The organism is Rhizomicrobium sp., assembly GCA_037200045.1.
Classification (GTDB): Bacteria; Pseudomonadota; Alphaproteobacteria; order Micropepsales; family Micropepsaceae; genus Rhizomicrobium.
This window is the reverse complement of sequence record JBBCHM010000002.1, coordinates 1,331,382-1,344,988: the sequence shown is the minus strand read 5'-3', so window position 1 is coordinate 1,344,988 and position 13,607 is coordinate 1,331,382. Positions and strand designations below refer to the sequence as shown.

12 protein-coding genes are annotated in these 13,607 nt (G+C 66.7%); 7 read left to right on the top strand and 5 right to left on the bottom strand.

The genetic code is table 11. The annotated features are described in order from the left end of the window. The first annotated feature begins 122 nt into the window (after nucleotides 1-122). The 5 genes from WDM86_21745 (at nucleotide 123) to WDM86_21725 (ending at nucleotide 6,525) form a co-directional block, all read left to right on the top strand. Nucleotides 123-1,883 (top strand): glycosyltransferase family 39 protein, encoded by a 1,761-nt coding sequence (locus tag WDM86_21745; GenBank protein ID MEI9992643.1) that lies wholly within the window; start codon nucleotides 123-125, stop codon nucleotides 1,881-1,883. 570 nt (nucleotides 1,884-2,453) lie between these two features. Next, a complete protein-coding gene (locus tag WDM86_21740) occupies nucleotides 2,454-3,620 on the top strand; it encodes a KamA family radical SAM protein (GenBank protein MEI9992642.1) in 1,167 nt (388 codons plus the stop codon). Between the two features lie 244 nt (nucleotides 3,621-3,864). Further along, nucleotides 3,865-4,854, top strand: coding sequence for a hypothetical protein (locus WDM86_21735; GenBank protein MEI9992641.1), 990 nt, complete (start codon nucleotides 3,865-3,867; stop codon nucleotides 4,852-4,854). A 16-nt stretch (nucleotides 4,855-4,870) separates the two neighbouring features. Further along, on the top strand, nucleotides 4,871-5,914 hold the full coding sequence (locus tag WDM86_21730) for a hypothetical protein (protein ID MEI9992640.1): 1,044 nt from the start codon (nucleotides 4,871-4,873) through the stop codon (nucleotides 5,912-5,914). Further along, nucleotides 5,911-6,525, top strand: a complete 615-nt coding sequence (locus tag WDM86_21725) for a hypothetical protein (protein MEI9992639.1) — start codon at nucleotides 5,911-5,913, stop codon at nucleotides 6,523-6,525. Before WDM86_21730 ends, WDM86_21725 begins: the two co-directional genes overlap by 4 nt. On the opposite strand, the gene WDM86_21720 is transcribed toward WDM86_21725, so the two are convergent. Both WDM86_21720 and WDM86_21715 read right to left on the bottom strand, forming a co-directional pair. Beyond that, nucleotides 6,486-7,166 (bottom strand): carbonic anhydrase family protein, encoded by a 681-nt coding sequence (locus WDM86_21720; GenBank protein MEI9992638.1) that lies wholly within the window; start codon nucleotides 7,164-7,166, stop codon nucleotides 6,486-6,488. The two genes, WDM86_21725 and WDM86_21720, sit on opposite strands and share 40 nt — an antisense overlap. Before the next feature lie 85 nt (nucleotides 7,167-7,251). Beyond that, nucleotides 7,252-8,160, bottom strand: coding sequence for a DMT family transporter (locus WDM86_21715; GenBank protein MEI9992637.1), 909 nt, complete (start codon nucleotides 8,158-8,160; stop codon nucleotides 7,252-7,254). Between the two features lie 129 nt (nucleotides 8,161-8,289). Here WDM86_21715 and WDM86_21710 point away from each other — a divergent pair, with 129 nt between their 5' ends. Continuing rightward, a complete protein-coding gene (locus WDM86_21710; protein MEI9992636.1) occupies nucleotides 8,290-9,282 on the top strand; it encodes a threonine/serine dehydratase in 993 nt (330 codons plus the stop codon). Nucleotides 9,283-9,443: 161 nt separating this feature from the next. Beyond that, nucleotides 9,444-9,980: a hypothetical protein gene (locus tag WDM86_21705; protein MEI9992635.1), complete on the top strand. Its 537-nt coding sequence runs from the start codon at nucleotides 9,444-9,446 to the stop codon at nucleotides 9,978-9,980. A gap of 1 nt (nucleotide 9,981) precedes the next feature. Here the strand turns inward: WDM86_21705 and bla are convergent, their stop codons facing one another. The 3 genes from bla to thrS form a co-directional block, all read right to left on the bottom strand. After that, on the bottom strand, nucleotides 9,982-10,848 hold the full coding sequence (gene bla / locus WDM86_21700; protein ID MEI9992634.1) for a subclass B3 metallo-beta-lactamase: 867 nt from the start codon (nucleotides 10,846-10,848) through the stop codon (nucleotides 9,982-9,984). 7 nt (nucleotides 10,849-10,855) lie between these two features. Continuing rightward, nucleotides 10,856-11,344, bottom strand: coding sequence for a translation initiation factor IF-3 (gene infC / locus WDM86_21695; protein ID MEI9992633.1), 489 nt, complete (start codon nucleotides 11,342-11,344; stop codon nucleotides 10,856-10,858). 230 nt (nucleotides 11,345-11,574) lie between these two features. Next, entirely contained in the window at nucleotides 11,575-13,551 is a 1,977-nt protein-coding gene (thrS, locus tag WDM86_21690) for a threonine--tRNA ligase (GenBank protein MEI9992632.1), read from the bottom strand. Nucleotides 13,552-13,607 lie beyond the last annotated feature (56 nt).

Below are 13,607 nucleotides of genomic sequence, written 5' to 3'. Positions count from 1 at the left end.
GCCGGGCGCCTTATACAGGCCCGGCCCCTCAAGAAACAGGCTTGTTCCAGGATGACCCATTTGCCGCAATCCCCCCGCCGGAGGCACCCGGCCGCGGCAACGCCATACAAGGGACGTTCCAGATGAGCGGCAACGACGAGGCTGTCGCCCCGCCGCCCGTGATGCTCGCGCCGCAAGTGCCGGCGACGCGGACCGGCCACGCTTTGTCCTGGGCGGCGCGCCATTGGTGGGCGACGCTGGCCGTGCTGTGCCTGGCGCTGTGGCTGCCGGGCATCCTCAGCCTGCCGCCCATCGACCGCGACGAGAGCCGCTTCGCGCAGTCCTCGCGCCAGATGCTTGAGACCGGCAATTTCATCGACATCCGCCTCGGCCATGTGCCGCGCTACAAGAAGCCGGCCGGCATCTATTGGCTCCAGTCCGCGACGACCGCCATCGCCGGCCTCGGCGACCGCAGCCATATCTGGACCTACCGTCTCGCTTCGCTGCTCGGCGGCATTCTGGCGGTCCTTTTATGTTTCTGGTGCGCGCGGACCTTTGCGATCCCCGAGGTCGCCTGGCTCGGCGCGGCGCTGATGGGGACCTCGCTCCTCCTCACCGCCGAATCGACCATGGCGACCACCGACGCGGTGCAGCTCGCCTGCCTGATGGGCGCGATGGGCGTCTTGCTTCGCATCTATCTCGCGTCGCGCGCGCCCGACCGTCCGGCGGTCGGCACGGGTCTGGTCCTGATCGGCTGGGGCGCCTTCGCCGCCGGCATCCTGGTGAAGGGACCGGTCGTGCCCGGCGTCTGCGCCGTGACCGTGCTCGCGCTCATCGCCTGGGGGCGCGGCGACTGGCGCTGGCTTGCCGGCACCAAGCCGCTTCTCGGCGTCCCGCTGATGCTGCTGATCGTGCTGCCCTGGGGCATCGCGATCCTGCTCGCGAGCCATGGTGCGTTCTACGAACAGTCGCTGGGTCAGGACTTCGCCGCCAAGCTGGCCGGCGGGCAGGAGAGCCACGGCGCTTGGCCGGGCACTTATCTGCTGCTCGTGACGCTGACCTTCTGGCCGGCGATCCTGTTCGTCGTGCCCGGTCTCGGCGCCGCGATTCGCGGTCGCGACGATCCGGCGACCCGCTTCCTTCTGGCCTGGGCCGGCGCGAGCTGGCTGATGATCGAAATCGTACCGACCAAGCTGCCCAACTACATCCTGCCGGCCTATCCACCGCTCGCGATGCTGGCGGCCGTCTGGATGCTGTGGCCGCGCGAGACCAACGGCCCGCGCTGGCAGGCGGCGCTCTCTTATCTATCGGCCGTGCAGTTCCTGATCGGGGCTGCGGCGCTGGCGGCCGCGCCGATCCTGGTGTCGCTCTATTATGGGCCCGGCGCGCCCTGGTGGCTGATCGCGCCGGCGGTGCTCGGCGCGCTCCTCGGCCTGACCGCCCTCATCCTCTATCTTCGCACCGCGAAAGTGCCCGCCTTCGCCTTCGCGATACTCTCGGTTTTCGTGGCTTATCCGACGCTTACCGCCGGCGCCGGGCCGCGGCTGGACGCGATCTGGATCAGCCCGCGCGCCGCCGCGCTCGTCGCGAAATATGCCAGGCCGGGCGACCCGCCGGTGGTCGCCGCCGGCTATGCCGAGCCCAGCCTGCTCTTCGCGCTGGGAACCGAGACGCGGTTGACCGACGGGATGGGCGCGGCCGAGGTCGGCGCCTATCAGGGCGGCCTTGCCCTCGTCGAAGACGCGGAGCGGCCGTCCTTCCTCGCCCATCTGGCCGAGCGCGAGACCGACGCGGTGCCGCTCGACCGGCTCGACGGGTTCAACTACACGCGCGGCCGCAAGGTGCACATCACGCTCTATCGCGTGACGGCGACCCACGACGTGACCGTTCCCCCGGCCGAGTGAGGCGCGTCGGTCACAGGCCGGCAATTCATTCACAGGGACGTTCGATCGGGCCGCCCCCCGTCGCGCGGACGCCAATGCGCCGGTCCTACGGTCGACGGCGCTGTCCGCATGCCGCCCAGGACGGTCGAATGCAGCGTCCGCGAAATTCATCCGATGCCGATTCGGCAAGGGTTAGATGCAACGCGAGTTGAATCGGACCGCGCCCGATGCGCCGGCCCTCGCGATCGTCCTCATACGCATCGAATGGCCCCCTCGAAGGTCGTCGCGCGGCGTTCGTTGCCGCTCGACGCGGCGGGGCCGACCGCTTGTTACTCTTGACGCGTGAATTGAAGCTACTAAATATCGCTCTCGTTGTTGCATCCGTTGATGGGGAGTCGTTGGGGCTTTCGCGTGGATCGCAACTTCGGAGCGTCTTATAGGACGATGAGTCTCCAAATCGCGCGGGGGCGTGAAGCCAAGCCTCCGCTCCGGACGATCCGCCCAAGGCAGGATGTCCGACCCCAACTGACGGAAGCGTCCGGCGCGCAGCCGCTGCTTGCTCCCTCCAAAGAGGCCGCCCCCGCGAAGAAGGTGGCCCTCCGCTTCCCCGTCAATCCCGATACGCGCGCTTTCTACAAGACCTTCTATCCCGGCACCTCGACGGTGGAGTGGAACGACTGGCGCTGGCAGATGCGCGCCCGCATCCGCACCCGCGACGAGCTGGTCCGCATCTTCTCGCTGTCGGCCGACGAGTTCGACGCGGTGAGCCGCCACAAGGGCTCGCTCCCGGTCGGCATCACGCCTTATTACGCCAGCCTGATGGGGCTGAAGGACGCCCGCGAACCCTTGCGGCGCACCCACATCATGACCGGCGACGAATACCTGACCACGGCCGGCGAGGACGACGACCCCCTGGCCGAGGACCACGACATGGCCGCGCCGGGCCTGGTCCACCGCTATCCCGACCGCGTGCTGTTCCTGACCACCGGCACCTGCTCGACCTATTGCCGCTATTGCACGCGGGCCCGCGTCGTCGGCAATCCGGGCGGCGAATACCAGTTCTCGACCAAGCAATGGGAACAGGCCCTCGCCTATCTGGAGCAGCACACCGAGATCCGCGACGTGCTGCTCTCGGGCGGCGACCCGCTGACCCTGGGCGACGACAAGCTCGACTGGCTGCTCGGGCGCCTTCGGGCGATGAAGCACATCGAGTTCCTGCGAATCGGCACCAAGATGCCGGTCGTGACGCCCCAGCGCATCACCAAGAACCTGATCGCCATCCTGAAGAAGTATCACCCGCTCTGGATGAGCATCCACTTCACCCATCCGGCCGAGTTGACCGACGAGGTCACCGAATCGACCGCCCGGCTGGCTGATGCCGGCATCCCGCTCGGCAGCCAGACCGTGCTGATGAAGGGCATCAACGACGACATCGAGGTGATGAAGCCATTGATGCAGGGCCTGCTCAAGCGCCGGGTCCGTCCCTATTACCTCTATCAATGCGATCCGATCCGCGGCTCGGCCCATTTCCGCACCAAGGTGGAGAAGGGCCTGGAGATCATCGAGGGGCTGCGCGGCCACACCACAGGCTATGCGACGCCGATCTTCGCGGTCGATGCGCCGGGCGGCGGCGGCAAGATCCAGATCGCGCCGGACTTTGTGGCGGGGCGCGACGGCGACGATCTGCTGCTGCGCAATTTCGAGGGCGGCGTGTACCGCTACCCCGATCCCGGCGGCACGCTGGGCGCCGACAAATAGGCGGCTAAGGTCGAAGGCGAAGTTATGCGATCACCCAGCCTCTCCGAACGGGGAGGCCGAACTGTTTGGGATATGCGCACTTCCATCACCTCCCCCTTGCGGGGAGGTCGAAAAAGATTCGCGCGAAAGCGCGAAGCTTTTTCGGGTGGGGGGCCGCTCCCTCCGTCCGGCACCGCCCCCCACCCGGAAAACATCTCGCTGCGCTCAATGTTTTTCGACCTCCCCGCAAGGGGGAGGTGATTTCATGCTCCGCATCGGCGTCACCTTCGATTTGCGCAAGGACTACCTCGCCCAGGGTTACAGCGAGGAGGAGACGGCCGAGTTCGACGCCGAAGTCACCATCGACGGTCTCTGCGACGCTCTCGCCGGGCTCGGCTTCGCGCCCGTCCGCATCGGCAATGTGAAGGCCCTGGTCGCGCGCCTCGCCGCCGGCGACCGCTGGGACGGCGTGTTCAATTTCTGCGAGGGCCTCAAGGGCCTGGCGCGCGAGGCCCAGGTTCCGGCGATCCTGGAAGCCTACGACATCCCTTATGTGTTCTCCGATCCGCTGACCATGGCGGTGACGCTCGACAAGGCGATGTGCAAGCGGATCGCGCGCGATTGCGGCGTGCCGACGGCGGACTTCGCCGTGATCGAGCGGATCGAGGACGTCGACGCCATCGACCTGCCGTTCCCGCTCTTCCTGAAGCCCGTCGCCGAAGGCTCGGGCAAGGGCATCGGTACCAACAACAAGGTCGCCGACCGCGCTCAGATGCGCGCCACCGCCGCCGACCTGCTGGCGCGCTTCCGCCAACCGGTCCTGGTCGAGCCGTTTCTCGCCGGGCGCGAGTTCACCGTCGGCATCACCGGTACCGGCCACAGCGCCGCCGTGCTTGGCGTCAGCGAGATCGTGCCCTTGGCCGGCTATCACGGCGACGGCTACGGCCTCGTCAACAAGCAGGACTGGGACGGCCGCCTCGACATCGTGGGCGCGCCGCCGGCCGAGGCGAAAGCCGCCGGCGAAGTCGCGCTCGCGGCCTGGCGCTGTCTTCGATGCCGCGACGGCGGGCGAATCGACATACGATGCGACGGCGCGGGCAGGCCGTTTTTCATCGAGGTCAATCCGCTGGCCGGCCTTCGGCCGGAGTACTCGGACATGTGCTTCATCGCCGCGCGCGAGGGCGTTTCGTACCAGGAGCTGATCGGCAGGATCATGGACTCGTTCCTGAGGCGCTATCCGGCGCTGGCGAAGTAGGAAATTGGGGGACCGCATGCGCATTCTCGTTCTGCATTCCGACGTGCCGCCCGACGCGCCGCCGGAGGACATCGACACGCTGACCTCGGCCGAGGCCGTGGCCCAGGCGCTCCTGAAGCACGGCCACGAAGTCTCCAAGGCGCCGTTCACCACCGATACGGACCGGTTCCGCGCGCTGCTGGCGCACGAGGGCGCCGATGTCGTGTTCAACCTGGTCGAGGGCGTCGACGGGCTCGGGCGGCTCGCGCCCGTCGCGCCGCGCATGCTGGAGGAGGCCGGCGCCGTCTTCACCGGCGTCGATTACGCCGCCATGGCGGTCACCACCGACAAGCCGCTCACCAAGCGCAAGCTGCGCGAGGCCGGCATCGCCACCGCCGACTGGCACGAGCCGCCCGATTGGGCCGGCCTGGACGACCGCAAATACATCGTCAAGTCGACGCTGGAGGACGCCTCGGTCGGCCTCGACGACGGCTGCGTCGTGGAAGGCGCAGAGGCGGTCAGGCGCCGGGCGGCGGAAAGCCTGGCGCGCCATGGCGGCCAATGGTTCGCCGAGGAATATATCGACGGGCGCGAATACAACATCTCCATGATGCAGGGCCCGAACGGCAAGCCGATGGTCCTGCCGCTGGCCGAGATGCGGTTCGACGACTGGCCGTCCGACAAGCCGCGCATCGTCGGCTATGGCGCCAAATGGGACGAGAGCCTGGACATCAACGACCAGATGATCCGCTGCTTCGAGACCGAGACCGCCGAACCGGTGCTGGCCGCCAAGCTCAAGCGGGCCTGCCTGCGCACCTGGAAGCTGTTCGGCTTCACCGGCTATGTCCGCGTCGACTTCCGCGTCACGCCGAAGGGCGAGCCCCTGGTGCTGGAGATCAACACCAATCCCTGCATCGCGCCCGATGCCGGCTTCGCCGCCGCGGGCGAGAAGATCGGCCTCGCCTACGACCAGCTGGTCCAGCGAGTGGTCGACACCGCGCTCGCCAACGCCAGGGCGCAATCGACGAAGAAGAGAGCCGGCGGCCGCTCGGATCGCACGGCGCTCAAGAAGATCGCATGAGCGTCGTCCCGCTCGCCCGAAGCTACATCTGCGTGCAGGGCGCGCCGGTGATCCATTCGGTCGACACGGCGATCTTCTCGCTGCGCTATTTCGCCAAATGCATGGACTGCATCTTCTGCGACGACCAGTGCTGCTCCTATGGCGTCGATATCGACGTCGGCAACGCGATGCGCATCGCCGCGCTGGGCGAGGATTTCTCGGCGCGCATCGCCGCCCCGCGCACCGAATGGTTCACCGACGCGGTGACGGACGACGCCGAATTTCCCACCGGGCGCTATATCCGCACGCGCGAGCGGGGCGGCAAATGCGTGTTCCGCAACGCGCGGGGCCGCGGCTGCGCCATCCACGCCTATGCGATCGAGAAGGGCATCGACTATCACGAGCTCAAGCCGATCGTCTCGACGCTGTTCCCCACGACCTTCAACTACGGCGTGCTCGAAGCGAGCAGCGAGGTCCACGACAAGAGCCTCGCCTGCGCCGGCCAGGGGCCGAGCGTCTATGAGGGCGCCCGCGACGAGCTCAAATACTATTTCGGCGAGGATTTCGTGGCCGAGCTCGACCGGCTGGCGGCTCAGGGCCCCGAGAGGATGAAGCGCCGGTCGAGCGGCTGAACCTCGCGCGCGCTGTCGGGATAGAGCGCGACGAATTTGTCGATGCTCGCCGGATCGACCTTCACCCCGTGCCGCAGCACGATCCAGCGCACGATCTGGCTGTAGGGCGGCGTCGTCAGCGAGCCCATATAGGTCCAGTAGTGCCGATCCTTCGGCAACAGCGTGTTGGGATCTATCCTGACGCGGTTCGACGGCCCGGGGCTCGCCGGCGCGGCGTCCATGATCGCCTTGAAGGCCGCGTTCGCCGCCCCGGTGTCCAGGAAGACGCCCAGCACGACGGCATCGCCGTCCAGCGTGTTCACGAAATGCAGTTCCATCGGCGTCTGCACGCCGTTCACCTCATGCTCGCTCTTGTGATGGAAGTGGAACTGGCTGAGCGTGTAGACCTTGCCGTCATAGGCGACGGTGTTGGTGCCGCCGACGGGCGTCACCTTGATGGTGTGGCCGTCATTGGTGACGTCGAAGTCGCGCGAGCGGTAATCGACGACGAACGGTTTGATCTTCGCCGGGATCGTGCCGACGATGTTCACCGGCGATTGCTGGTCGCCGACCGGCTCGCCGCCGCCGGCGTCCGAGGCATGGGCGGAGAACGCGATGGCCGCGGCGGCCGCCAGGCCGATCCAGAGTGCCCTGAATTTCATCCCGTCCCCCAACCGAAAGCCGGCGGGATTTTCAACGGATGCCGATGGCCGTCAAGGCCGCGCCGCCCCCGCAAACATGGGGTGCTCAGACCGCCTCGACCCGGCTCGCCAGTTCGCGGCCCAGCCGGTGCTCGCGCACCGCGATATAGGCTCCAGCCGCCGTGACGACGGCGGCGCCCGCCAGCACCAGCGTTGCCGGCACCTCGGCGAAGACCAGATAGCCGAACGCCACCGCCCAGATCATCGCGGTGTAGTCGAACGGCGCCAGCAGCGAGGGTTCGGCATAGCGGTAGCCGAACGTCATCATGATCTGCCCGAAGCCGCCGCAGATGCCGCCCAGGATCAGCCAGGTCGCCATCCACAAGGTGAGCGGCACGCGCCACCAGATCATGGTGACCGCGCCCAGCGCGGCGCAGAACGACATGAAGTAGAAGACGATGGTCTCGCTTTTCTCCGTGGCGCTCATCTGGCGGATGAAGATCACCACGAAGGCCGAGAACAGCGCGGCGGTCAGCGCCAGGCCGGCGCCCACCGACAAGCCGCCCGAGGCCATGCCGAGCAATCCGCCATGCGGCTGGACCATCAGGATCACCCCGCCGAACGCCACCACCACGGCGAAGCCGCGATGCGGCCCCACCTTTTCCTTCAGCATCAGCGCCGCCAGGATCACCGCGAAGACCGGTTGCACGAAGCCGAAGGCCGTGATGTCGGCCAGCGGCAGAAGCTTCAGCGCCGCGAAGCCGAGGAACATCGAGGACGAGCCGATCGCCGCGCGCATCAGGTGCAGTCCCGGCCGCTTGGTCCGTATCAGTGCCGCCGGCCCGACCGTGTAGAAGGAGAGCGCCAGCAGCGGCACCAGGGCGAAGAAGGCGCGGAAGAACACCACCTCGCCGACCGGCACGGTGTTGCCGGCCAGCTTCAGGGCGACATATTGGACGGAGAAGGCGAAGGTCGCGCCGAGCTTCAGCGCGATGCCCCGGGAGGAGTGCTGCATCGCGGTCAGTCTACAGCCAGCCGCGCCGCTCGAACCAGCCGTAAGGCAGAATGCCGGATATGACGACGATGACGAGCGCGTTTTGCGCCAGGTGAGGATAAAACAAGACGCCCCAACCGACAGGTCGCCATGTCCATCGCCCTCCCCACCTTCGCCGATGTCGAAGCCGCCGCGGCGCGGATCGCGCCCTATGCGGTGCGCACGCCGCTTCTGGAGAACGCCGAGCTCAACGCCCGCGCCGGCGGACGCATCTTCCTCAAGCCCGAGCCGTTGCAGCGCACCGGCTCGTTCAAATTCCGCGGCGCCGTCAACACGGTGCTGCAGATCCCGCCCGACAAGCGCGCCGGCGGCGTCGTCGCCTTCTCGTCGGGCAACCACGCCCAGGGCGTGGCGGCCGCGGCGGCGCAGTTCGGCCTGCCGGCAACCATCGTGATGCCGAAGGATGCGCCGCAGGCCAAGATCGCCGGCACGCGCCGGCTCGGTGCGACCATCGTGTTCTACGACCGGCTGACCGACGACCGCGAAGCCATCGCGCAGGCCATCGTCGAGCGCACCGGCGCGACCCTGATCCAGCCCTTCGACAACGCCATGGTGGTCGCGGGGCAGGGGACGATCGGGCTGGAGATCGCCGCCGACGCGAAGGCCGCCGGCGTCGTCCTCGATTCGGTCGTCTCGCCCTGCGGCGGCGGCGGCTTGCTGACCGGAATCGCGCTCGCCCTGTCCGGCACCAGTCCGGCGACGCGGGTGATCGGCGTCGAGCCGGAGGGCTTCGACGGCATGCGCCGGTCGCTGGCGGCCGGCGCGCGGACGGCCGCCCCGGGCGGCGCCCTGTCGATCGCCGATGCCCTGATGGCGCCGGCGCCCGGCCATATCCCCTTCGCGCTTGCGAAAAAATTTGTGGCTGAAGTGCGTACCGTGACGGACCCGGAGCTCGAAAGGGCCGTCAGCTATGCCTTCCAGCGGTTGAAAATCGTCGTCGAGCCGGGCGGCGCGGCCGCCCTGGCGGCGGTGCTCGCGGGCAAATTCGATACCAGAAACAAGGCCATCGCGGTCGTTCTGTCCGGCGGCAACGCCGATATCGCCATGGTTGTGCGCTGCTGTGCGTCCATCACCGATCCGTAACCATACTGGGTTACCATTTGCGCCCGATCAGCTTTTCTTATCCACAACAACGTGTTTAGGATTGGGCAACCAAAATATGGCGGGCGTTGGGGACCATGAACGAGGGACAGGGTAGCGGCTCACTCCGCTACGCCGCTTCGATTGCGCTTTTGGTGGTAACGGTGGCGTTGCTGGGATGCGGCACGCTGACTTTGCTGCCGCGCCCCTCCTCCGACAGCCCCAGCAGCAGCCAGCTCCGCTCCCTGCAGGACCTCGCCACCGCTTATATAAGAGTGCAGCCGGGCGAGACCCGCGCCTCCCAGCTCGCGGCGCTCGGCTTCGACACCACGACCGCGAATGTCCAGGTTCTTTCCTATCTCGGCGTCATGGAGCGGTTCGCCGGCGATTCGCGCAAATTCGACCGGATGGACGCGGCGCTGCAGGAATGCATCGAGGCGCGCGACCGCTGCACCGCGCTGGTGTTCAAGCCCGGCGACCAGAGAAGCGGCTCCGGCATGTTCGCCTCCTTCGGCCTGGGCTCGGCCAACGCGGCGACGCGCGAGGCGGCGGTGACGCTGCTGGTGCAGGACGGCCGCGTCGCCTACAAGGCGATCAGCGGCGTGCCGCAGACGATGCTGGCGCAGCGCGAGCCCGCGCCGGCGCCGATCGAGCGCCCGCGCACCGCCGCGATCCCGGTTTCGGCCCGGACGGTTTACTGAATCACTCTTCCGTCTTGCCGCAGGCCGGATCGGCCTTGCATTCGGCCAGCCGCTTGTCGAACGCGGCCCGCGCCTTGGCGAAGAAGGCGCGGCAGCCTCGCGGGTCGATGAACGGATTGGGTTTGGCGCCGAGCCGCGCCGTCTTTTCCTTCATGTCGAAGAACTGGCCATGCGCGCCGAGGAACACGTCGCATTTCAGTCCGTCCAGCGTCGCGAAGGATTTCTCGTAATCCGCCGCCTGGTTCGGATAGCGCGGATCGCCGATCAGCCGGTAGCTCGACAGCACCGATAGGCTGCACAGGAACAGCGCGTTTTCCGTCTTGCCGTCCATCGTCACCGGCAGCGTCCAACTCGTGCAGCCCTTGGTGTGGCCCGCCGTGATGTGCGCGGTGATCGCCACGCCGCCCAGCGTCACGCGCTCGCCGTCGGCGATAATGCGGTCCGGCCTGGCCGGTGGGAAGTCCGCGCCGCCCGCTTCCAGCGCCGGCGCATCCGGCGCGCTGGCGACGAATTTCGCCCCGGTCGCGGCGCGGATCGCCGCGATGCCGCCAGCGTGATCGAAATGGGCGTGGCTGTTCAGGATGTATTTGATCCCTTTGGGATCGAAGCCGAGCGCGCGGATATGACCGAGGATCATCGGCGCGGTCTGCGCAAACCCGCCATCGAGCAGGATGTAGCCGTCCCGCGTCACGATCAGATAGGACGTCACGTCGCTCGCGCCGACGTAATAGAGATCGTCGGCGATCTTGAACGGTGCCTGGGGCTGGTTCATCGCCGCCATGTCGGGCGGCAGTTCGGCGGCGGTGGAAAAAGAAAGAGCGCCGGCGGCCATCGCCGCCAGCGCTCCGATAAGTGTCGTCCGTCTCATCGATGGCTCAGCGCGGGGCCAAGACCATCATCATCTGGCGGCCTTCCATCTTCGGCCACTGTTCCATCTTGGCGACCGGCTCGACGTCCTTGTGGACGCGGTTGAGCAGGTCCATGCCGAGATTCTGGTGCGCCATCTCGCGGCCGCGGAAGCGCAGCGTGACCTTGACCTTGTCGCCCTCGTCGAAGAAGCGGCGCATCTGCTTCATCTTGGTGTCGTAGTCGTGGTCGTCGATGGTCGGGCGCATCTTGATCTCCTTGATCTCGATGACCTTCTGCTTCTTGCGCGCCTCGGCGGCCTTCTTCTGCTGTTCGTATTTGAACTTGCCGTAGTCCATCAGCTTGACCACGGGAGGCTTCGCCTCGGGCGACACCTCGACCAGGTCGAAGCCTTTTTCTTCCGCGATGGCGCGGCCTTCGTCGAGGCCGATCTCGCCGTACTTATGGCCGTCGTCGCCGATCAGAAGGATGGTGCGCGAAAAGATCTCCTCGTTCACGCGGGGGCCGCCCTTGGCCGGAGCCTTGTCGGGCTGCTGAAAACGTCTGGGGACTATGACTTTCTCTCCTCATTTGCGCCCACGCGAAAACGCATTCCGCGAGGACCCTTGCCGTTATGCCTCGCGAAACGATGTCCGGTTCTGCGGCGTGGCGGGGTGTCCTCGCAAAGCGTCGCGCGGGGCGACGGTTGACCCCTTAAGAATAGGAGCCAAATCCGTTAACGCAAGGGCTATTCGGCCACATCCACACGGGATTCGGCTTCCTTTTTCAGCCGTTCTATGACGGTTTCGAGCGGCATCGGCCCCAGATCCTTGCCGGAACGCAGACGCACCGCGACTTTTCCTTCCGCCGCCTCGCGCTCGCCGACTACCAGCATGTAGGGGATCTTCTTGAGCTGGGCGTCGCGGATCTTCTTCTGCATGCGCTCGTTGCTGGTGTCGATGTCGACGCGCAGGCCGGTGGTGCCGTTGACGACCGGCGCCTGGAAGATCGCGTCCACGACCTTGTGGCCGTAGTCGAATGCCTTCTCGCTGATCGGAATCACCCGCGCCTGCACCGGCGCCAGCCAGGTCGGGAAGTTGCCGGCGTAATGCTCGATCAGGAAGGCGGTGAAGCGCTCGTGGCTGCCCAAGGGCGCGCGATGGATCACATAGACCGGATGCTCGCCGCCGTCCTCGCCGATATAGGAGAGGCCGAAAGTCTTGGTCGCCATGAAGTCGAGCTGGTTGGTCGAGATCGCATACTCGGTCCCGATCACGCTCTTGATCATGAAGTCGACCTTGGGGCCGTAGAACGCGGCCTCGCCCTCGGCCTCGACATAGGGCAGGCCGCTCTCGGTCATCGCCGCGCGGATGATCTCGCCCGAGGCGCGCCAGCTTTCCGGCTCGTCGACGAAATTGTGCTTCTTGGTCAGGTCGGGCAGCGAGAAGCGCATGTAATAGTCCTTGATGCCCATCAGGTCGTAATAGCGGGCATGCAGGCGCATCACCTTCAGGAACTCGTCCTTGGCCTGGTCGAAGCGGCAATAGATATGCGCGTCGTTCTGGGTGAAGCCGCGCACGCGCATCAGCCCCGACAATCCGCCCGACGCCTCGTAGCGATAGCAATGGCCGTATTCCGCGAGCCGCAGGGGAAGTTCACGATAAGAGTGCCGCGTCGCCAGATAGATCATGTGGTGATGCGGGCAGTTCATCGGCTTGAGGTAGTAGTTCTCGCCCTCGATATCGATCGGCGAGTACATGTCGTCGCCGTAGTAGGCGAGATGCCGCGAGCGGATGTAGAGATTTTCCTTGGTGATCTCCGGAGTCGACACGCGCTTGTAGCCGTCGCGCCGCTCCTCCTGCACCGCGAGGAATTCCAGCTCCTGGCGGATCACCATGCCGTTGGGCATCCACAGGGGCAGGCCGGCGCCGACCTCCGGCGAGAAGGTGAACAGTTCCAGGTCGCGGCCGATGCGGCGGTGGTCGCGCTTCTCCTGCTCGGCCAGCCGTTCGAGATGGGCGTCTAATTCCTTCTGGTCGCGCCAGGCGGTGCCGTAGATGCGCTGGAGCTGCGCGTTCTTGGCGTCGCCGCGCCAATAGGCGCCGGCGATCTTGGTCAGCTTGAAGGCGTCGCCGATCGGCGCGGTGGTCGCGAAATGCGGGCCGCGGCACAGATCGTGCCAGTTGCCGTGATAGTAGATCGACACGTCCTCGTCGGATGGAATGCTCTCGATCAGCTCGGCCTTGTAGGTCTCGCCGATGTCCTTGAAGTGCTGGATCGCCTTGGCGCGCGGCCACACTTCGCGCGCGGTCGGCAGCGCCGCCTTCACGATCTCGTGCATCTTGGCTTCGATCTTCGGCAGGTCTTCCGGGGTGAACGGCTCGGCGCGCGCGAAGTCGTAATAGAAGCCGTCCTCGATCGCCGGGCCGATGGTCACCTGGGTTCCGGGATAGAGATCCTGCACCGCCATCGCGAGCACATGCGCGGCGTCGTGGCGGATCAGCTCCAGCGCCTCGGGGTCTTTCCTTGTGATGATGCGGACATTGGCGTCCCGTTCGATCGGGCGGAACAGGTCCCATTGCTTGCCGTTCACTTCGACGATCAGCGCCGCCTTGGCGAGGCCCGGACCGATGGAAGCGGCGATTTGCGCGCCCGTCACGCCCGAGTTGAAATCCAGGGTCTTGCCGTCGGGCAGGGTGATGTGGATCGGCGAGGCGGCGGACATGGTCCAGTCTCCATACGGAAGAGAGGGCGGACCATGAGTCGAAGTCGCGCCGCAAG

Coding starts and splice junctions, on each gene's coding strand:
- WDM86_21725 (MEI9992639.1), top strand. CDS start 5,911: ATGAGCGTCGTCCCGCTCGCCCGAAGCTACATCTGCGTGCAGGGCGCG.
- WDM86_21720 (MEI9992638.1), bottom strand. CDS start 7,166: ATGAAATTCAGGGCACTCTGGATCGGCCTGGCGGCCGCCGCGGCCATC.
- WDM86_21745 (MEI9992643.1), top strand. CDS start 123: ATGAGCGGCAACGACGAGGCTGTCGCCCCGCCGCCCGTGATGCTCGCG.
- WDM86_21730 (MEI9992640.1), top strand. CDS start 4,871: ATGCGCATTCTCGTTCTGCATTCCGACGTGCCGCCCGACGCGCCGCCG.
- WDM86_21715 (MEI9992637.1), bottom strand. CDS start 8,160: ATGCAGCACTCCTCCCGGGGCATCGCGCTGAAGCTCGGCGCGACCTTC.
- thrS (MEI9992632.1), bottom strand. CDS start 13,551: ATGTCCGCCGCCTCGCCGATCCACATCACCCTGCCCGACGGCAAGACC.
- WDM86_21735 (MEI9992641.1), top strand. CDS start 3,865: ATGCTCCGCATCGGCGTCACCTTCGATTTGCGCAAGGACTACCTCGCC.
- bla (MEI9992634.1), bottom strand. CDS start 10,848: ATGAGACGGACGACACTTATCGGAGCGCTGGCGGCGATGGCCGCCGGC.
- WDM86_21710 (MEI9992636.1), top strand. CDS start 8,290: ATGTCCATCGCCCTCCCCACCTTCGCCGATGTCGAAGCCGCCGCGGCG.